Source organism: Marinitoga hydrogenitolerans DSM 16785 (genome assembly GCF_900129175.1).
Lineage (GTDB): Bacteria > Thermotogota > Thermotogae > Petrotogales > Petrotogaceae > Marinitoga > Marinitoga hydrogenitolerans.
Genome location: NZ_FQUI01000030.1, coordinates 1 through 20,500, shown reverse-complemented (window position 1 = coordinate 20,500; position 20,500 = coordinate 1). Strand labels below are relative to the sequence as shown.

General features: G+C 27.2%; 19 protein-coding genes. 4 read left to right on the top strand and 15 right to left on the bottom strand.

The window, feature by feature from the left end:
* Positions 1 to 182 precede the first annotated feature (182 nt).
* Together BUA62_RS08215 and BUA62_RS08210 are read left to right on the top strand one after the other, a co-directional pair.
* Entirely contained in the window at positions 183 to 2,684 is a 2,502-nt protein-coding gene (locus BUA62_RS08215) for a hypothetical protein (RefSeq protein WP_143148351.1), read from the top strand.
* Positions 2,685 to 2,696: 12 nt separating this feature from the next.
* On the top strand, positions 2,697 to 3,803 hold the full coding sequence (locus BUA62_RS08210) for an MFS transporter (RefSeq protein ID WP_072865329.1): 1,107 nt from the start codon (positions 2,697 to 2,699) through the stop codon (positions 3,801 to 3,803).
* Between the two features lie 12 nt (positions 3,804 to 3,815).
* Here the strand turns inward: BUA62_RS08210 and BUA62_RS08205 are convergent, their stop codons facing one another.
* The 14 genes from BUA62_RS08205 to BUA62_RS08140 all read right to left on the bottom strand — a co-directional run bounded on the left by BUA62_RS08205 (position 3,816) and on the right by BUA62_RS08140 (position 19,109).
* On the bottom strand, positions 3,816 to 4,607 hold the full coding sequence (locus tag BUA62_RS08205) for an energy-coupling factor transporter transmembrane component T family protein (protein WP_072865327.1): 792 nt from the start codon (positions 4,605 to 4,607) through the stop codon (positions 3,816 to 3,818).
* 132 nt (positions 4,608 to 4,739) lie between these two features.
* Positions 4,740 to 4,922, bottom strand: coding sequence for a hypothetical protein (locus tag BUA62_RS08200; protein WP_072865326.1), 183 nt, complete (start codon positions 4,920 to 4,922; stop codon positions 4,740 to 4,742).
* Positions 4,923 to 5,039: 117 nt separating this feature from the next.
* Positions 5,040 to 5,963 carry a nucleoside hydrolase gene (locus BUA62_RS08195; RefSeq protein ID WP_072865324.1) on the bottom strand — a complete coding sequence of 308 codons (924 nt, stop codon included), beginning with the start codon at positions 5,961 to 5,963 and terminating at the stop codon, positions 5,040 to 5,042.
* Between the two features lie 30 nt (positions 5,964 to 5,993).
* Positions 5,994 to 6,779 carry an aminotransferase class IV gene (locus tag BUA62_RS08190; protein ID WP_072865322.1) on the bottom strand — a complete coding sequence of 262 codons (786 nt, stop codon included), beginning with the start codon at positions 6,777 to 6,779 and terminating at the stop codon, positions 5,994 to 5,996.
* Positions 6,776 to 8,128 carry an aminodeoxychorismate synthase component I gene (pabB, locus tag BUA62_RS08185; RefSeq protein WP_072865320.1) on the bottom strand — a complete coding sequence of 451 codons (1,353 nt, stop codon included), beginning with the start codon at positions 8,126 to 8,128 and terminating at the stop codon, positions 6,776 to 6,778. Before pabB ends, BUA62_RS08190 begins: the two co-directional genes overlap by 4 nt.
* Positions 8,125 to 8,715 (bottom strand): anthranilate synthase component II, encoded by a 591-nt coding sequence (locus BUA62_RS08180; protein WP_072865318.1) that lies wholly within the window; start codon positions 8,713 to 8,715, stop codon positions 8,125 to 8,127. The genes pabB and BUA62_RS08180 overlap by 4 nt, the downstream gene beginning before the upstream one ends.
* A gap of 137 nt (positions 8,716 to 8,852) precedes the next feature.
* Positions 8,853 to 9,353, bottom strand: a complete 501-nt coding sequence (locus BUA62_RS08175; RefSeq protein ID WP_072865317.1) for a biotin transporter BioY — start codon at positions 9,351 to 9,353, stop codon at positions 8,853 to 8,855.
* 10 nt (positions 9,354 to 9,363) lie between these two features.
* The gene (locus BUA62_RS08170) at positions 9,364 to 10,290 is read right to left on the bottom strand and encodes an ABC transporter permease (RefSeq protein ID WP_072865316.1); all 927 of its coding nucleotides are present in this window, start codon (positions 10,288 to 10,290) and stop codon (positions 9,364 to 9,366) included.
* A complete protein-coding gene (locus BUA62_RS08165) occupies positions 10,283 to 11,434 on the bottom strand; it encodes an ABC transporter permease (RefSeq protein WP_072865315.1) in 1,152 nt (383 codons plus the stop codon). The genes BUA62_RS08170 and BUA62_RS08165 overlap by 8 nt, the downstream gene beginning before the upstream one ends.
* A complete protein-coding gene (locus tag BUA62_RS08160; protein WP_234970300.1) occupies positions 11,431 to 13,026 on the bottom strand; it encodes an ABC transporter ATP-binding protein in 1,596 nt (531 codons plus the stop codon). Before BUA62_RS08160 ends, BUA62_RS08165 begins: the two co-directional genes overlap by 4 nt.
* 49 nt (positions 13,027 to 13,075) lie before the next feature.
* Complete coding sequence (locus BUA62_RS08155; protein ID WP_072865312.1) at positions 13,076 to 14,155, bottom strand: BMP family ABC transporter substrate-binding protein; 1,080 nt, start codon at positions 14,153 to 14,155, stop codon at positions 13,076 to 13,078.
* A gap of 90 nt (positions 14,156 to 14,245) precedes the next feature.
* Entirely contained in the window at positions 14,246 to 15,970 is a 1,725-nt protein-coding gene (gene ade, locus BUA62_RS08150) for an adenine deaminase (RefSeq protein ID WP_072865307.1), read from the bottom strand.
* A 15-nt stretch (positions 15,971 to 15,985) separates the two neighbouring features.
* Entirely contained in the window at positions 15,986 to 17,929 is a 1,944-nt protein-coding gene (locus tag BUA62_RS08145; protein WP_072865306.1) for an ABC transporter permease, read from the bottom strand.
* Complete coding sequence (locus BUA62_RS08140; protein WP_072865304.1) at positions 17,919 to 19,109, bottom strand: sugar ABC transporter substrate-binding protein; 1,191 nt, start codon at positions 19,107 to 19,109, stop codon at positions 17,919 to 17,921. Before BUA62_RS08140 ends, BUA62_RS08145 begins: the two co-directional genes overlap by 11 nt.
* Positions 19,110 to 19,175: 66 nt before the next feature.
* Here BUA62_RS08140 and BUA62_RS08135 point away from each other — a divergent pair, with 66 nt between their 5' ends.
* A complete protein-coding gene (locus BUA62_RS08135; RefSeq protein WP_072865303.1) occupies positions 19,176 to 19,730 on the top strand; it encodes a nucleotidyltransferase family protein in 555 nt (184 codons plus the stop codon).
* 12 nt (positions 19,731 to 19,742) lie between these two features.
* A complete protein-coding gene (locus BUA62_RS08130) occupies positions 19,743 to 20,183 on the top strand; it encodes a ferritin family protein (protein WP_072865301.1) in 441 nt (146 codons plus the stop codon).
* Here BUA62_RS08130 and BUA62_RS08125 read toward each other — a convergent pair.
* The coding region (locus tag BUA62_RS08125) for a transposase (protein WP_143148350.1) at positions 20,184 to 20,500 on the bottom strand (317 nt) is incomplete at its 5' end.

Below are 20,500 nucleotides of genomic sequence, written 5' to 3'. Positions count from 1 at the left end.
TCAATATATTTATTTTTCTTTTTATAACATTTATATCATTTTCAAATATAAATTTTACTTCTGTTTATCCGAAAAACAATCAAGAAAACATCTCACCAACATCATTAATTTTAAAATGGACTACAAGTAGTGATAAAAAATTAATGTATGATATATATTTAGGGGAGAAAACAACTCCCCCTTTGTATCGTGCTAATATCCCTACTAATATTTATCCAATAAAATTATTAAAGCCAAATACTACATATTATTGGAAAATCATCGCAAAAGATGCTGATAAAACCTATGAAAGCCCAGTATGGTCATTTAAAACACGAAATTTTTCAAATGGCGAATTAATATGGGTATCTTTTATTGGAAACAACAGAGAAATTTTATATTCTAAAAATATTATTTTTAATATTTATCAAGATACTATTGAAGCTTATAATGAAAAAAAAGATTTAATATATAAAATTACAGATACCTTTTTCGATGTTGCCTTAAACGAAAATTACATTTATTTACTTCAAAAAAATGAAATAAAATTATATACATTAAATGATGGAATATATAAAGAAAGTATACCTATTGACAAAACATATACTCACATAAAACTGATTAATAATTATATTTTACTTTATTCTGATAATACTTTAGATATATATAACTTGAAAGATAAAATTATAAGTTTAAATTTCAATGAAAAAATTAAAGATGTTTATACATTTAAAAATGCATTTGTTGTTGACCTTGAAAACAAAATATCGATAATGGATTATTCTGGAAAAATATTAAAAAACTTTAAAATAGCTGCAGATATTATTGATTTAAATAACAATTATATGCTCTTAAAAATTAAAAATATTTTATATTTATTCTTATATAATGGTCAAATGTTTAAAATAGATGAAGATTTTAAACATGCTTTTCTATATGGCAAAAATGTATATATAGTAAAAAATAAAAAAATTATTATCTATAATATACCAACAAAAAATAAAAAAATATTAGAAACTTCTTTTGGGTTTAATAATCTAATAATAACAGAAAATAAACTCATTTTAATAGGTGAAAAAGTACTTGCCATTGATTTAAATGGAAATGTTTTATGGAAACATGAATTCCAAAATGATAAACTTTCATCAAATATCGTAATTACTGATTATAATACTTTTATTTTTTCATTATTTGATGGTAAATACTATAAAATCGTTGAAATATATGATAAAGACATTTTCCATAAAAACAAAAACGAATCTTTATTTTTTGATAACCAAAAAAATATGGAATATATTGACCATGAAAAAAATATTTCTATACTCCCAACACCTGTGATAATAAATCCTAAGTTTGATGAGAAAATTCAGGACTTTAATGCCTCTTTAGAGTGGGTTTTGCCTGATTATGAAAGCACAACTGTTACCTATGAAATTCAGTTAAAAGAAATCAGCAGCGGATTGATAAAAACAAAGAAAATTAGTAATATTGCTATTAACAAAATTAATTTACAATTAGAACCTAATACAAAATATATATGGAAAGTTATAGCAAAAGATAAAAATCAAACCAAAGAAAGTAAATGGTATGTTTTTTCCACTGATAATCTCGATTTTGTCTTAAAAAGAATAAATTTAATTGGTAACCAAATGATATTAAAATCTAAAATAAAAAATGATTATATCTATTTTACAGGTTATACTATTACCCCTGAAAAGGATACTTTAAAACTTTTATATGGAAAAATATTAACGAATTTTTTTAACTTAAAAGCCTGGGATTTCGGAAGTACACAAGATAAATATGGATCATCCATTGATATAACAAATGATGGAACAGTTATAATTGGCGGCTTTTCTTCTGAAAAAGATCCCAGAGGAGATATGTTATTATACTCTTTGTCTGAAAATGGGAAAATTTATTGGGAAATTACAAACGGAAGTTCAAAAAGAGATTCCATTAACAATTTATTCTTTGACAATACTGATGGGTATATATATACTCTTGGCACTATAGGAACGGATAATATGGGAACAAATATTCAATTTTCAAAATACAGTTCGAAAGGTTATAGAATATGGTATAGAGAATTTGGAGGTTATGATCTTGAATTTGGAAGCTCATTAAAAAGGATTGACAGATATTCTTTCTTGCTCCTTGGAAGCACAAAATCCTTTGGTAAAGGTGGTTATGATTATTATATAATAAAAACAAATGAGTTGGGTAAAAAATTATGGGATTTAACAAGTGGAACATCAAAAGATGATTTTGCTTCTGATCTATTAATATTATCAAGAAATGAATATATTATTATAGGAACATCTTTTAGAGATACTCTCCAACCATTCATATCAAAAATTGATGGAAATGGATTTAAAATTTTTGAAAAACTCATACCCTTCCCAGACGATGTAAATTTAATAAGATCAACATTATACAAAAATTACATATATTGTGTTGGATGGACACGAGAAAAAAGCACTTTAAAAAGGAAAGGTATAATCACTAAATTTGATTTAAATGGAAATTTACTATGGGCAAAAACATTCCAAATAGAAGATCAAGATACTATGTTTACAGATATAATTATTCAAGATAATAAATTTTTCCTATTTGGCATTTCTGAATATCCAAAGCCAAATTCAAGAGATATTATTATTATCCAAACATCGGAGAATTATATTTTAAAAAATTTCAATAATTAATGAGGTGTTTTTATGAGAACTTTTATTTTTATAATTATTTTTATTAATGCATTGTTCATAAATTCAATATCACCACTCATGACAACATTTCAAGAAACTTTTAATATATCAATTTCTCAATCTTCAGTTCTACCTTTTTCAAATACTCTTGGAAATATAATATTTGCGACAATTGCTGGTTTTATTATTTCAAAGATAGGTTTAAGAAAAAGCTTATACAATGCTTTTTTATTTCAAATATCCAGTCTATTAGTTTTTATATTTTCAAAAAATTTATACGGTTTAATGCTTGCATTATTTCTAACAGGTGGAGGTCTGGGACAAGTATTTTCAGTAACAACTTCTATGTATGACCATTTACCAGAAAATATGCAAAATTATGGTTTATTTCATGCTTTTTTTGGTCTTGGTGGAATTATTGGTCCTTTATTAGTTTCCATATTTCTAAAATATCATATAAATTACAAAATATTATTCTTCATTTATTTAATAATATTTATTTCCTTGTTTTTATATATAACAATAAAGAAAATTCCTAAAAATATAAAATATAAATCTTTTTCGATAAAAGAAGGTCTTATAACCTTAAGAAAAAGAATTGTTTTAATAAGTATGATAATGCTGATTATTTATGCGGGAATTGAAATAGGAAGTATCACATGGGCTGCAAATCTTTTTAAAGGCTACTTCAATTATTCAAAGGATATTTCTGCCTTATTCATAGGATTATTCTGGATAGCTTTTACACTTGGAAGAATTATAACAGACAAATTATATAATATTTTTGGAAAAAATACATCTTTATACATACCTTTATTTGCTTCGTTCTCTTTATTATTAATTTTTATATTAAAATCACCATTTTTATTTATTTTATACGGATTATTTTTAGGCCCAATATTCCCTGCTACACAAAAATACTTAAATAACAAATTATCACATAGAGAAGTTGGTTTAATTTCTGGTCTTATCTTTGCTGGAACAGGCATAGGTTCTATGTTAATAACAACGACAATGGGTATAGTTGCAGATAAAAACCTATTTATCAGTTACCTATTACCTTTTTCTTTCTTAATATTAATAAGTTTTTTATCCCCTTTAAGAGAAAAGCAGTCCTGAGTATAGGACTGCTTATATTATTATCATCGTTATTCCTAATGAAATAAATGAAATAAAAAAGAGTGTATCTCTAAATCTCCAATTAAACAGCTTATACCTTGTTCTTCCTTCCCAACCATTATAACATCTCGCTTCCATGGCAATACTCAACTCATCTGCCCTTCTTAATGCAGAAACAAGTAAGGGGATAATAATAGCAACTAATCCTTTTAATCTCCCAGAAATCTTTCTTGAATCAAAATTTGCCCCACGACTCATTTGAGCTTTAAATATTCTTTCAGCTTCTCTTGCCATTACTGGTATAAATCTTATAGCAATAGTCATAACCATTGATAATTCATGAGCAAACGATCTTTTTACTCTAAACCATATTAAAACATCTTCCATCGCATTTGCAAGAGATGTTGGGGATGTTGTTAATGTTAAAACAGATGACAACATAATTGCGAAAAACAATCTAAAAGTAATAATTGCTGCATTTGATAATCCCGTATCTGTAATTTTTATAAACCATAATTGATATATAACATTCCCTTCATAATTAAACAATTGCACAACAAAAGCAAACAATATCAACATCCACATTGATTTTATAGATTTCCAATACGTTTTTAACCCAACCTTTGATAATAGCATTAAAAGTAATGTGTAAAAAGACATTAAAGCTACGTCATAAAAACTATTTATTGTAAATGCAAATCCTGCAAGAAAAAATAATCCTATTAATTTTGCTCTTGGATCTAAAGAGTGCATTAATGATTTTTTTTCAACATATCTTCCTATAGCAATATTTTCAGCAAACATTTTACACCACCCAATTTTATGTTTTAAATAATTTTACTATATTTATTATACTATCTTATTTTTATTTATGTTAAATTTCAAATAAAAAAAACAAGGAGCTATTTCGAATTGCTCCTTGTCTTTAAACTTTTATTATTTTTCTTTTACCTTCATTTCATTCAATTTTTTTTCAATTTCCTCAAGCTCTTTATTGATTTTTTCCCATTCTTCATCAAGATTTTTATCATGTTCATAAGGTCCCATATATTTCTTTATAGCTTCTTTTTCATTTTCTAAAAACTTTTTCCTTTCTAATAATTTTTCTAATTCATTCATAATATTCCCCCCTTTGTTTGTGAAAAAAATAATTTATAACTAACAACCTATATATAAATTATTTTACCATTTTATTTCGAAAAAGTCAATATTTTTTAACGATTATATATTTAAATATTATTCGTATTTTTTCAAATTCTCAAATAAAATTTTTATAAATTCCTCTCTATTGACATTTAATGCCCACTTTGAATTTGGTTTATTAAAATGCCAATAATCAACAACTGTTTCACCATATGTTAATTCACCTTTCGTTTCAACTTGTGCAAAATATTCTTCGTATTCAAAAATTTCTGGATTTATTAAATAAGCTATTGTGCAAGGATCATGTAAAGGAGCTCCTTTTATTTTAAATACATCATAATATGTTTGATGAAAAAATTCTAATAATATACCCATTTTGGATACAATTTCAGAACTAAACTCTTGCATTTCTTTTATCTCATTTATATATATTTTAGCCTTATGTGTAACATCTAAAGGAAATACTGTTAAATTAAAGCCAGCATTAAAAATTATTTGAGCTGCTTCAGGATCTGCATATATATTAAACTCAGCTCTTGGTGTAACATTTCCAAACTCAATTCCTCCACCCATAATTACTAATTCTTTTACCAAAGGTACTAAATCTGGATAATTTAAAGCAAATTTTGCTATATTTGTTAATGGCCCAACAGCTACTAATGTTATCTCATTTGGATTACTATAAATATTCTCTGCCAAAAATTCTAAATAATTTTTATTCTCAACTTTTTTAGTCGGTTCAGGTAGGTTAGCGCCTTCTAAACCACTTTCTCCATGAATATCCGGTGCAACTATTTGCTTCCTCAACAAAGGTTTTTCAGAACCTTTAAATACTGGAACATTTATATTCGCCATCTCTGTTAAAATTAAAGCATTTCTAACTGTATTTCTTAAATATGAATTCCCAGCCACTGCAATAACACCTAATAATTCAATTTCCTTTGCGATACCTGCTAATAAAATAGCTACAGCATCATCATGTCCTGGATCACAATCTAAAATTACCTTTTTCTTCATTTTCTCAACCCCTCTACAACAATTATTTTACTATTTGAAACCTAAGTTAATAATATTATATTCTAAATCCTGAATATAATTATAATCAAAGTTATATTCAATATCTTCAAATATTTTTATCGGCATAATTCTCATTAAAGAGTTTGTTAAAAAAGCAAAATCAAATTCATATACATCCTCTTTTTTTATTATAACCTCTTTAACATTAAATTCAGTAATAAGAATTTTTCTAATAATACCATTTAACAAACCACAACTAAGCGTAGGTGTATATATTTCATTATCCTTTACAAAAAAAACATTTGAAACTGTTCCCTCGGTAATTTCATCTTTTTCATTTAAAAATATTGCTTCATTTTTATTTAATTTTTTTGCTCTTTCCAGTTCTAAAATATTTATATAATAATTATTTGACTTAATTCTATTCAAAATATTTTTACTAAATCTTCTATTTTCAGCAAATATAACTTTATATCCTTCATTTTTTAATTTTTTGTTATATTTCTTTGCACTAGAAGAAATGATTATATCATAAGAATTTCTATTTTTTAAAACATTTATTTTTAAACTCCCATTAAAATCTTTGTTGATATTAATAACCTCATTTGAGGTATTTAATAATTTTTTTTCGCTATAATCAAAATTAATATTCAATATCTTACAACCTTCTAATAATCTTTCATAATGCATATTAAAAAATTCTATTTTTCCATCTGTTACTTTTAATGTTTCAAAAACTCCCTGCCCATACATTAAGCCTTCATTTACTCTAAATGGTATTTTTTCATTATAAAAATTTCCATTAAAAAAAATCATATCATTCTTAGCCCCTCTATTAATGCTTTTCCTTTTGTTAAAGATTCTTCATATTCCTCTATAGGATTAGAATCCCAAACTATTCCTCCACCAAATTGTGCATAAGCTTTTTGCTCTTTACAAACAATTGTTCTAATGACTATATTTAAATCCATAACATTATCAAATCCTATATAACCTATTGATCCTGTATAAATATTTCTTTGTGTTGGTTCTAATTCATCTATAATTTCCATAGCTCTAATTTTAGGAGCTCCTGTGATCGATCCGCCTGGAAATGTTGCTTTTATTAAATCAATAGCATTATTATTTTTATCTAACTTGCCCACCACTGTTGAAACTAAATGATATACAGTAGCATATTCCTCTAATACAAATAATTCTGGCACTTTAACTGTTCCAGGAATACAGACTTTTGACAAATCATTTCTTTCGAGATCTACAATCATTAACAATTCTGCTTTATCTTTTGCGCTATTTAAAAGTTCTTTTTTATTATACTCATTTATTTTCTCATTTTTTCCTCTTGGCCTTGTACCTTTAATTGGTCTTGTTTCCACGATATTATTTTTTAATCTAATAAATCTTTCTGGAGAACAGGATATTATTTGAAATTCACCTGTATCTATATATGATGCAAATGGTGCTGGATTAATAACTCTTAAATCAAAAAATACTTCCTCTGGTTTTTTTATCAAATCCACTTCAATTCTTTGAGTAAAATTTACCTGATAAACGTCCCCTTGATATATGTAATCTTTAATCTTTTCTATTGATTTTAAATAATAATCTTTGGTCATATTAAATTTAATATTTATATTTAAATATCTATTTTTCTTTTTATAATTAAACTTCTTCGCTTTTTCAATTAGACCCTTTATTTTTTCATGTTTTTCAATATTCAAACTTGATAAAAACATTTCTTCATTCATATGATCATAAATTATTACACTATCATAAAAAGCCATATATATATCATATATATTCACATCATCAATAGAATTTATTTTTATTTCTTCTAAATATTTATTGCTATCATAACCTATATATCCCATTGCACCCCCAATAAAAGGAAGGTGTGTATTGTTTTCAACGTTATATTGGTCTAATAATTTTTTTAATTCTAAAAAAGGATCTTGGGCGTAATATTCATTTATTTTTCTATCTTTTTCAATAATAATCTTATTATTTTTTACTTTAAATATTAAAAATGGATATAATCCTAAAAATGAATATTTTCCTAATCTATTTTTATCTTTTTGACTATCTAAAAATACAGTATTTTTTCTGTTTTTAAGTGCGGCAAATATGTCTAATAATTTTAATTGTGTTTCTATTTTTTCTATCATTCTATCTCCTTCTTATATTTTTTTGCATAGGCTAAAAAGTTTCTTAACATATCAAGTCCTTGTTCTGTCAAAATCGCTTCGGGATGAAACTGAACGCTTTCTATAGGATAAATTTTATGCTTTAACGCCATAATTTCTCCTTCAAAAGACTCTGCAGTAACTTCTAATTCATCTGGAAAATTTCTTTTAGAAACAATAAGAGAATGATATCTTGTAACCTTCAAAGGATTTTTTAACCCTTTAAAAATCCCTTTAGAATTATGTTTTATTGAATAAACCTTACCATGAACAGGCTCTATAGCTTTTATTATCTTCGCTCCAAAGCTTTGTGCTATAGTTTGATGACCTAAACATACACCAAAAATTGGTATGTTTTTCTTAAAACGTTTTATAATTTCAAGTGATATTCCAGCTTCATCTGGCGTTTTAGGACCTGGAGATATCACAATCATATCTGGATTCATTCTTTCAATATCTTCAATATCAATTTTATCATTCCTGAAAACTTTCACTTTTTCATTCAACAGATTTAAATAATGTACAAGATTATATGTGAAAGAATCATAATTATCTATCATTAAAATCACATTATCACCTCAAAATTATTCTACCATTCATTTATTAAAAGTCCAAATAAAAAACCTCCTTTTCGAACAGCACAATGTTTATTATACTGCCTACTTTGGAGGTATTTTATTATAAAAAGAATTATTTTATTATTTTATTATTTTATTATTCCTATTTCATATTTTTGTGTAAGTTTGTATGTATAATAACCTAAAATAACTTTTAGAGAATCAAATAAAATAAAAGGTAAAAAACCAATATTTATAGCCTTTATTAAAGATATATCCAGTTTAAATATTAATCCTGTTATGCCAAAAATATATATAATAGCTATTGCTAAAAAACCATTAATTATATTCTCAAATGGCAAGTACGCTACTAATGTGGCCAATAAAAAACCAATTATATATCCTCCAGTGGGTCCAAAAATCACAGAAATTCCTCCACCAAACCCTGCAAAAACAGGCAATCCTATAGCGCCTAATAATATATAAATCAATACTGCTTTCCAGGCATCCTTTTTTAGAAAATAAATAGTCAATATAACTCCAAAAACCTGTAATGTAAATGGAATACCAAAAGGTGTCGGGATCTTAATCCATGATGTAACTATTAAAAATGCAGTAAACAATCCTAATAAGGTGATTTTATTTTTCATAATATTCCTCCTATAATTCCCTATTTTTCCTATTTTTAGCTTTATTCCATGCATAAAACGCTAATGCTCCTACTGTAATTATAAAAGGCATAGATTGTGTTACTTCATATGGTATATTCAAAAATTGTAAAGAGAATGATAATGCTTCAGAAAAACCGAATAATAATGAACCAAGCGCAACACCATATGCAGATGTACCCCCTAAGGCCTGTGCTGCTAAAGCAATAAAACCTCTACCTGATGTCATATCTCTTGCAAACCAGGATACATATCCCATTGATAAAAACACTCCACCTAAACTTGCTAACATACCACTAATTATTAATGCTGTATATTGAGTTTTAAATACTGAAATACCAACAGAACGTGCTGCATCAGGTGACTCACCAACAGACCTTATTCTTAATCCGAGTGGTGTTCTATATAACATATATTGAATTAAGAAGACCAATACTATAGCCACATAAGTTAATATATGATGCCCGCTTAATATATCCCCTAAAATAGGTATGTTTTTTATAATCGGTATATCTATATTTGGTAATACTAATGATTTCAATGAAGCTGATGATCCTTTGTCTCCAGTTAATAAATATAATGCATAAATTGTTCCTCCGCTTGCAAAAATATTTAAAGCTATAGCTGCCATTATTATATCTGTTTTTAACTTTAAAGAAAAATATGCAAGGATAGAAGACATTATAATACCTGTTATCAATGCACCTATAACAGAAAGCCATAAACTTTGCGTAAACCCACTTATAATAACCCCTACAAATGCAGAAAATAACATAGTTCCTTCAAGAGCAATATTCGGTGTCCCTGCTAATTCTGCAACCAAAGCGCCTAAAGCTGCTAACAAAACAGGTGTTGTTACCCTAATTCCAGCTGCAACAAACTCCCATGATAATATTGAATTTAATACTGCATTATCCATTTATCTCACCACCAATTGCTTCTTCACTCTGCTTCGCCTCTTTTTCAATAGCCCTTTGCCTCATCTGTGACAAGAAAGCCTCTGCAGTTACCAATAATATAATTGTTGCTTGTAAAATAGAAACCATTTCTGGTGGTATATTTGTATATCTTCCCATTGTTTTAGCTCCAACTCTAATATACGATAAGAATAATGCTGCAAGTGGAACATATATAGGATTATTTCTTGCCAACGTTGCTATAATAATTCCATCCCAACCATACCCTGGAGAATATAACCACACAAATCTCCCATAATAACCTAAAAGTTCTATTATTCCAGCAGTACCTGCTATTGCCCCACTTAGTAAATGAACCTGGAAAAATGTTTTTTGTGTATTAATACCGGAATAATGTGCAAAATATCTATTATTTCCTATTAATCTTACCTTATAACCCCATGTCGTTTTTTTCATTACAAACCATAATATAAAACTCATTGCTAAAGCGATTAAAATTCCGCTATGCCATCTATATCTCGTATTTAATAAAAATAACGTTGCCGAATCAGAAAATTTTAAAGATACCAATTGCCCGGCATTTGGATCTCTTAAAAATGTTTTTATAATAAACAATCCCATATATAACGCCACATAATTAAGCATTAAAGAAGTAACAACTTCCGATGCATTCCATTTTGATTTTAAATATCCTGGAATAGCAGACCACCCTGCACCAACCAAAGAGGCTATTAATATTATGATAATTGGTGTTATTATTGGAATTGAAGGAAAATAAATCGCTGCGCCTGTAGCAATTGCTGCTCCTAAAAATAATTGTCCTTCAGCACCGATATTAAAATGTTTTGCTGTAAAAATTAAGGAAACAGCAAGACCAGTAATCATAATAGGAACACTTTCATTTATCCATTGTATAAAGCCCCTTAGATTAAAAACCCATGATCCTCTTCTATACTTTAATATTGGAGATAATAAGAATGTTTTAAACGAATCATTTGCATCGTTTAATGCGGTTTTTAGTTTTTCTGCAAAAGCTATATCTCCTTTTGGAAAAACTGTTATTAATATTAAAATATATCCTAATATTAAAGCAATTCCTATAGCTATTGCTGTTCTATATATTTCATATTTTTTCATAGATTTCATATTAAATCACCCATTTCTTCTTTTGACATTTTCTTTATTCCAAGCATATATTCTCCTAAAATATTTTCATCTATTTTTGAAATATCTTCAAAATGTGCTACAAATTCCCCATGATATATAACCAAAATTCTATCAGAAACACTTAATAATTCGGTTAAATCAGAAGATACAAGTAATACTGCAACATTATTATCCCTTTCCTTAACAAGACGTCTTCTAATAAAATCAGCTGCTGCAATATCTATACCTCTTGTTGGTTGATCAGCTATAATTATTTTAGAATTCGACGTAAATTCTCTTGCAACAACTACTTTCTGGATATTCCCCCCAGAAAGCATCTTTACCGCTGTTTTTGGACCATCTGTTCTAATATCAAATTCTTGAATCATTTTCCTTGCATTATCTGTAATTGCATTATAATCCAAAACTCCGTGATTCGAAAATGGTTCTCTTTCAAATCTATCACTAATTAAGTTTTCTTCAATTGTATCCTCTTTAGAAACACCATATAACATCCTATCTGCTGGAATAAAACTCATACCAGTTTTTCTAAACTCATGAGGATTATCTGCATCCATCATGTTTTTACCAAAAATGAATATTTCACCTTTTTCCGGCTTATCCATTCCTGTAATAATATCTACCAATTCTGTTTGTCCGTTTCCTTCAACACCTGCTATACCTAAAATCTCACCCTGTCTTAATTTCAAATTCAATCCTTTTAACATCTTCACCCCATCAAAACGCGTGTATTCCAAATTCTTAGCTTCAAGAACTATATTCCCTGGTTTTGCTGGTTCCTTTTCTATTTCTATATCAACATCTCTACCAACCATCATTCTTGACATATCTTTTTCTGTTATATCTTTTACCTCAGCTTCTCCAATTGTTTTACCTCTTCTTAAAACTGTTATTCTATCCGCAATTTCTTTTACTTCATTTAATTTATGAGTAATAAAAATAACTGTTTTCCCAGCCGCTGTTAAATTTTTCAATGCTTTAAAAAGTTCAACAGTTTCTTGCGGTGTTAATACTGCAGTTGGTTCATCTAATATAATTAAATCTGCACCTCTAACTAGAGTTTTTATTATTTCAACCCTTTGTTTCATACCAACACTAATATCCTTTACTTTTTCATTTAAAGGAACTGGCAAACCATATTTGTTCATCTCATTTTCAACAAATTCAATAGATTTTTTTAAATCTATTGAAAATCCTTTTCTTGGTTCCATTCCTAGAACCACATTTTCTACAACAGTTAAAGATGGAACAAGCATAAAATGTTGATGAACCATGCCTATTCCAAGTTCAATAGCCCTATACGGTGAATTGATTTGTACCAATTTTCCATTGTAATAAATCTCACCCTCTGTGGGCTTTTCAAAACCAAATAATATTTTCATTAAAGTACTTTTACCCGCACCATTTTCTCCAAGAAGTGCATGGATTTCACCTTTTTTTATCCTTAAGTTTACGCCCTTGTTTGCTGTAACACCATTTGGATAAACTTTCCATATATTTCTCATCTCAAGAACAAAATCACTCACAGCTCTCACCTTTCTTAATAATGATTTCTTATACTTTAAAAGCATAGGGGCTTTATCAGCCCCCATCTGTTTATATTATATTTTTCTTTTGTTATTATGGTCTTACAGAATTTCTAATTTTATTTAACTCTTCATTGCTCATTCCATATGCTGTTGATACTTCAATTTCCCCTCTAATAATTGCTAATTCAAGATCCTTTAATTTTACTAAAACCCACGGATCCGATTCCATAACTTCTTCAAAATATTTATTATCAGCTAATCCTACACCTTTATCTTTCAAACCAAGAGCTTCAGCTTTACCTAATGGCATTTTTCCTTCTTCATATAATTTTATAGCTCTAAATAATGAAAAATCTACATTTTTCATCATAGAGGTTAATGTATGTTTTACAATATCCATATCTTTTTCTTCATATAATAATTGCATATCAGAATCAACACCTATTGCCCATCTATCCATTTCTTTTGCTGCAGCTAATACACCATTTCCTGTTTCACCAGCAACAGCAAATACAACATCTGCACCTTGTCTGTACATAGATAATGTAAATTCCTTACCTTTTGCTGGATCATTCCATGCTCCAACATATGAAACTAAAACTTTTATGTCAGGATCTACGTATTTTGCCCCTTCAATATAACCAACTAAGAAATCATTAATAACAGGAATATCCATACCTCCTAAAAACCCTATAATATGTTTTTCAGGAACTGAATATTTGAATTTCTTTGAATTAGATACTAATGCTGCCAATGCGCCTGCTAAAAAAGATCCTTCATTTTGTTTATAAGTTATTGAATAAACATTATCTAAATTTCCTTGTGAATAGTCAACTGCATCATCAAAAATTACATATTTTTGATCTGGATATAATGGCGCTATTCTTTGTAATAATTCAACCATTTGCCATGTTCCAACAATAATTATATCGTATTCTCCAAGATCAGAAATATCCTCTAATGTTGGTTCCCATTCTGCCGGATTATACCCCATTTCAATAATTTTTGTTTCTGCACCCAATTGTTCTTCTGCCCATTTCATACCTCTTGCAGCAGAATCAAAAAATGATTTATCTCCTAATGTCCCATTAATCAACAAAGCAACCTTTACCTTACCAAATAACGTTAATGATAATAACGCAATTAATAATACTACCAAAATTTTTTTCATATTAAACCCTCCCTTTCTGAATCTACAATAATTACAATTTTAATTTTATTATACTATAAAATTTTTAAATTTTAAAATCCATAATAATGACTAATCAACAAATAAATCCACATATTCCTGCTTATTAACATTTACCAACCCATTATTGGTGATTTTTAAATTTGGTATAACTGCCAATTGCATAAAAGATAATGTCATGAAAGTTGCATCAATCCCTCCTAATTCTTTCATCTTTTCTTCTACAAATTCTAACTTCTCTACAACCTCTTCTAATTCTGTATCTGCCATTAATCCTGCAATAGGAAGTGGCAATTTTGCAAGAACTTTCCCACTTTCTACTACTACCATACCCCCATTCATATTTTTTATTTCCTTAGCAGCTATTTCTATATCTTCATCATTTACACCAATAACGCCTATATTATGCGAATCATGCCCAACACTTGTTCCTACTGCACCTTTTTTTATCCCAAATCCATTAACAAAACCTATGGAGAAATTTGTTCCTGTATGTCTTTCAAAAATTGCTATCTTTATAATATCCCTTTCTATATCAGGTACAACATATCCATTTTCAACCTTTGGTTCAACAATTATTTCATCAGTTAATAATGAACCTTCATATATTTTAATAACTCTTATTTTTCCTCCCTTATTTTTTACTTTTAAATCTTCTGCTGCAAACTTTGGTAATACAACTTTACCAAATTTTTTAGGCATATCATTATATACACCTTCCATCTTTTCTATAAACTTACCATCTTTTACCACTAATTTTGAATCTTTAAATACCATTTTTATATTCATCTTTTTAAGATCTTCAACAACAATCATGTCTGCTTTATAACCAGGAGAAACCGCCCCCATACTTCTCAAATTATAATATCTCGCTGTATTTATTGTTGCCATTCTAATTGCAATTATTGGATCTATTCCTTTTTCTATACTTCTTCTAACAAGATAATCTATATCACCATCTTTTAATATATCAAGAGGTTCTCTATCATCTGTACAAAAAGAAAAACTGTGATGATTCATAACATTCACAGCATCAATTAAAGCATCTAGATTTTTTGCTGCTGTTCCTTCTCTTATAAATACTTGCATACCCTTACTAATTTTTTCTAACGCTTCTTCCTTTGTTGTACATTCATGATCAGACCTGATAAACGCATCAATATATGCGTTTAATTCTTTACCTGTAACTCCCGGAGCATGTCCATCTATTTTTTTATACATATGCCTGAGAATTTCTATTTTTGTTAACAATTCAGAATCTCTATTAATAACCCCTGGAAAATTCATTACTTCTCCTAATGCTATTATCCTATTTGGATAAGAATCTACAAACCCAACCATATCTTCCGGACCAAGTCTTGCACCAGATGTTTCCATACTTGTTGCTGGAACTGCTGAAGGAATAGCTATATATACATTTAACGGTATTCCTTCAGTGGATTTTATCATATATTCTAAACCATCTAATCCTAAAACATTAGAAATTTCATGAGGGTCTGCAATTACTGTGGTTGTACCTCTTAATAAAACAGCTTTTGCAAATTGTCTTGGTGATAGCATAGAACTTTCTATATGCAAATGAGCATTGATAAATCCCGGTAATAAATACATACCTTCTAAATCTATTATTTCTTTTCCATCATCATAATCACCTATACCTGCTATTCTTTTTCTAAATAAAGCAACATTTGTTTCTTCTATTTCTCCAGTAAAAACATTTACTAATCTTGCATTTTTTAATAAAACATCTGGTTTTTCATTTCCAAGTGCCACAGGAATAATATCCTTTATTTTCATTCTATCCCTCCCTAATCAATAACTGTTCTTTAACACACCATTCATTAATGGTTTTCTTATCATTATAAATATAATTCCTAAGAATAAAATATTTAATATTGATGCTGCTGAAAAAAGATCCCATCTGGGATATGATGTTCCTGGTTCTCCTATAAGAGTATATAATTTCACTGAAAGTGGATATAATGAATCTTTACTTAAAAGCATTAAAGAAGGTATAAATCCATTCCATCCTTTCATAAATCCAATCAATGAAGATACAAGAATTGCAGGAATTGTTAATGGAAAGATTATATAAAAATATGATTTTATTTTTGTGGTATCTAGTATCGCTGTTTCTTCTATTTCTTTTGGTATTTTATCGATATAACCTTTTATTAAAAACGTCGCCATTGGTAATGTATGTGTTGTATAAACCAAAGATACACCAAATAATGAATTTAATAAATTCAATTTCTTAAATACCATAAATAATGCGATAATTGAATGGACTCCACCTAAAAAATCTAAAAATATAAGTACAGGCAATACCCATCTAAGAGTCTTTTTTGATATATACATAGCCAAAGGATACGATATAACCGGAACCATTATAGCGGTTAATAATGCTATTATTATTGTATTCTTTAAATTTTGTTCAATATGTAAATCAGAAAATATTTTAACATAATTATCTATAGTTATCTTTTCTGGAAATAGTGTCATTATAATATTATTTGTCCCTGAGAATGAAATATTTATAATGTTATATACTGGTAATAATATTATTAGAAGAAAAACAGCGAAAAATACATATTTCATATATTTTAACGAATTTAATTTGTTAATTTGGGGAATTACAGGTGTTTTTTCTTTAAATATAAGCCATATTAATGAAATTATAGGTATAAAATCAAAACCATTCCAGAAACCATTATATTTAATATTAAAAATCATAATTAAAAAATCAAAAAGTACTACTATACCAAATAAATTCCTTTTTCTCAAAAGAATTAAATATAATAACCCGGAAATCAATAATGAAATATTCGGATTAAATATATATGATAAAACCTTTATTGCTATAACAAATGTAATAAATTTTTTTAATGACAATGTTCTTCTTGTAAGAAAAATAAAAGCAATAAGCATTACAAAAACAGCAGAAACTACACTATATGCAGAAATAATGCCAAAATCATATTGAGTATTGGATATAAAATAATTAAATATTCCCATTGTTGTTGTAATTCCAACTATACTATGACTGGTAAATCCTTCAAATAAAGGTGGGCCTCCTGCTGTTAAAAGAAAAGGTACTGTAAAATCCTTAAAATGATTTGCGAAAGTGATTAAGAACCATGTAATTATTGTTGGTTTTATATATGGAATATTGATATTTACTAATGTATTTAATGAATTTGCTCCATCAATCTTTGCTGCCAATTGCAACTCTTTTGGAACTTCCTGAAATGCTGCTATCAAAACCATTACTACGATAGGTAACTCAAGCCAAATACTAACAAAAACTCCCCATCCAAATCCCGATAAAACATTTGTAAATATATCTGTATTTAAATGAAATATGTTTTTTATTATAGAATCTGTTCCATAACCGTAAATTAGCGACCTCCATATTAATACACCCATATATGAAGGTATAATCCAAGGTATCATTATCAAAGAAAATAATATTTTTTTATTTTTTTGCTTATTTTCTATCAAATATGCAATAACTATCCCTAATATTATCATCAAGGAAGATATTAAAGATGACCATATAAAACTTATTTTTACTGCCATAGACATACCTGAATCATCTAAAACTCTTATATAATTTTTAAATCCAATAAAATCACCATTTTCTCCAAAAGGAGAAATATATAAAGATGTTTTTAACATTGAAAACATGGGAATAATCAAAACAAACAAAATAAGAATAAAAGATGGCAAAATAAGTATAATATTTTTATTTTTCATCCATAAACCTCTGTGTTTTTTCTATGATTTCGTTATTAAAACCTTCTTTTTGATTTAAAATTAATGTCATCATTGTCCTAATGCCTTGCCAATACTTAGATTTAAAATAAGATGAATTTGGCATTGTCTTTCCTCTTTTCGCTGATTCATATACTACTTTAAAATACTCATCTTTATCCTTTAATTCGTCAAATGCACTTTTATTAACAGGGAACTTGTATAAACCTTTACAAAAATCTATTTGTGCTTCTTTTGAAAGAATAAATTCAATCAGTTTCTCAACATCTTTTGTCTTTTTACCTTTAACTATACTAAAACCTTTGTAATCCAATATTGAAGCCATATAATTTTCTGCTTCTTTTATATATGGCAAAGGCAAAATCTTAAAATTCATACCAGATTTTATAAAATCTGGTATCATAAATGTTCCAAAAAACATTGAAGCTATTTTTCCACTTTTAAATCCTGCAATTAATCCTTGTCTTTCTATCCAATAAGCATTTTCTTTAATTATTGCTTTATATATATATTTAACAGCATCTAATGTTTCTTGATCATTTATAATAATTCTTCCATTTTCTATTAAATTTTCCTTTCCAAAAGCCCATTGAAAAGGTGGAAACCAATATGGTGAGTTTGCTCCCCATGCAAATCCTAAAACCTTACCTTTTGTATATTCTTCAATAACCTGAGAGGCTAATAATAAATCTTCAAATGAATATATATCATCTAAAGAAACTCCTGCCTCGTTAAATATTTTATTGTTATAATATAAAACCTGTGTATCAAAATAAAAAGGTACTCCATAATAATGTTCTTTGCCACTCTTTTCTATTTTAAATCCATCAAAAGTATTTTGAATGAGATTTTTTTCAATTTGATTTTTTATATCATCAACATTTTCTATTAAACCTGCATCGATTAATTTACCAATATCATCATTTTTGATTAAAATAATATCTGGGATATCTCCATTTCCTCTAAATACTGTAAAAAGTTTATCAGGAATCTTTTTTTGTTGTATAATATTAATACTAATACTTGGATTTTCTTTTTCAAATTCTTTGACAATAGCCTTTAATTGATCTCCTCCTTCATATTCAAACCATATATTTATGGTTCTTGAAAAAGAAATTGTTAATAATAATGTAAAAAATATTAAAACAATATATCTATTCATATACTGCCTCCTTTTTTGTGATATAATCTTAACATATATTATACATCATATGAGGTGAGAAAAAAAATGAAAATATTGGGGGTTATACTTGCTGCAGGCCTTTCAAGTAGATTTAAAGGCAATAAGCTTTTATTTAAATATAATGAAAAACCGCTATTACAATGGACCATTGACTTATTAAATAATTTTGAATTTGATAAATTAATAATTGTCAATGAAAAATGGAAAGAATTTAAAGATATTTTTCATTATAATAACTATAAAATAATAGAAAATCCAGATTATAAATCTGGAATTTCTTCTTCTGTTAAAATAGCCATAAATTATGCTTTAGACAATAGTTATGACAATGTGTTAATATTTTTAGGAGATATGCCATTAATTCCAAAAGAAATAATTGAACAAATTATTTCTAAAAAAACAGAAAAATTTATTATTGCTCCCTATTATAATGGAAAAAAAGGTTTTCCAACATTAATTAAAAAAGATTTATTTAATGATATACTCAAATTAAAAGGAGATGCTGGAATAAAACAAATAATAAAAAAACACCCAGAATATGTTGAAATTATTGATACCAATTTTCCAGAAATCACTGTTGATTTTGATTATAAAACATAGAGAGGTGAAAAAATGGATGAAAAAATCAAGAAACAATTAATTGAATTTCAGAAAAATGAGATTACAGAATATCATGTTTATACAAAACTTGCAAAAAGAATAAAAGGTAAAAATGGCGCAGTTTTAGATGAGATAGGAAAAGATGAATATAAACATTATAATTTAATGAAAAAATATACTAAAATCGATGTAGAACCAAATAAATTCTTTATTTTCTGGTATGTGTTGTTATCATACATATTTGGTTTAACTTTTGCTTTAAATGCTATGGAAAAAGGAGAAGAAAAAGCTCAGGTTAATTATGAAGAAGTAAAAAAATATGTTCCAGAATTTGAAGATATTATAAAAGATGAAAATGAACATGAAAAAAAATTATTAGGATTAATAGATGAAGAAAAAATTAATTATGTAAGTTCTATGGTTTTAGGGTTCTCCCACGAAAAGAGTGGGTAATTAGGAAAAAGGCAATTTACCTAAAGCCAAAAAAATAGTAATGGATAAATATTTAAAAGACTTAAAACCATAAGCTCTTTTGGTAAAAGTTCTAAGTTTTGAATTCATGCCTTCAATTTTAGCATTGGTTAATCCTGTTTTTAAATGCATAAGAATACCATTTATATGTTTATATAAACTCTTAGCTGCTTTTTTCATTTCTGGTATATTTGATTTTAACGCTTTGTCATACCATTTTTTAAAGAATTTTGATGCATATGCTGGTTTTTTATAATCAAATATTTTTTTTAATTCCAGAATTAATGAATATGCTTTTA

Bases quoted from the DNA above. Each gene is read 5' to 3' on its own strand.
- BUA62_RS08190 (WP_072865322.1), bottom strand. From the start codon at position 6,779: ATGATTTTTTTTAATGGAAATTTTTATAATGAAAAAATACCATTTAGA.
- BUA62_RS08165 (WP_072865315.1), bottom strand. From the start codon at position 11,434: ATGAAATCTATGAAAAAATATGAAATATATAGAACAGCAATAGCTATA.
- BUA62_RS08130 (WP_072865301.1), top strand. From the start codon at position 19,743: ATGGATGAAAAAATCAAGAAACAATTAATTGAATTTCAGAAAAATGAG.
- pabB (WP_072865320.1), bottom strand. From the start codon at position 8,128: ATGATAGAAAAAATAGAAACACAATTAAAATTATTAGACATATTTGCC.
- ade (WP_072865307.1), bottom strand. From the start codon at position 15,970: ATGAAAATAAAGGATATTATTCCTGTGGCACTTGGAAATGAAAAACCA.
- BUA62_RS08205 (WP_072865327.1), bottom strand. From the start codon at position 4,607: ATGTTTGCTGAAAATATTGCTATAGGAAGATATGTTGAAAAAAAATCA.
- BUA62_RS08155 (WP_072865312.1), bottom strand. From the start codon at position 14,155: ATGAAAAAAATTTTGGTAGTATTATTAATTGCGTTATTATCATTAACG.
- BUA62_RS08145 (WP_072865306.1), bottom strand. From the start codon at position 17,929: ATGAAAAATAAAAATATTATACTTATTTTGCCATCTTTTATTCTTATT.
- BUA62_RS08135 (WP_072865303.1), top strand. From the start codon at position 19,176: ATGAAAATATTGGGGGTTATACTTGCTGCAGGCCTTTCAAGTAGATTT.
- BUA62_RS08175 (WP_072865317.1), bottom strand. From the start codon at position 9,353: ATGAAAAATAAAATCACCTTATTAGGATTGTTTACTGCATTTTTAATA.
- BUA62_RS08200 (WP_072865326.1), bottom strand. From the start codon at position 4,922: ATGAATGAATTAGAAAAATTATTAGAAAGGAAAAAGTTTTTAGAAAAT.
- BUA62_RS08140 (WP_072865304.1), bottom strand. From the start codon at position 19,109: ATGAATAGATATATTGTTTTAATATTTTTTACATTATTATTAACAATT.
- BUA62_RS08195 (WP_072865324.1), bottom strand. From the start codon at position 5,963: ATGAAGAAAAAGGTAATTTTAGATTGTGATCCAGGACATGATGATGCT.
- BUA62_RS08170 (WP_072865316.1), bottom strand. From the start codon at position 10,290: ATGGATAATGCAGTATTAAATTCAATATTATCATGGGAGTTTGTTGCA.
- BUA62_RS08210 (WP_072865329.1), top strand. From the start codon at position 2,697: ATGAGAACTTTTATTTTTATAATTATTTTTATTAATGCATTGTTCATA.
- BUA62_RS08160 (WP_234970300.1), bottom strand. From the start codon at position 13,026: ATGCTTTTAAAGTATAAGAAATCATTATTAAGAAAGGTGAGAGCTGTG.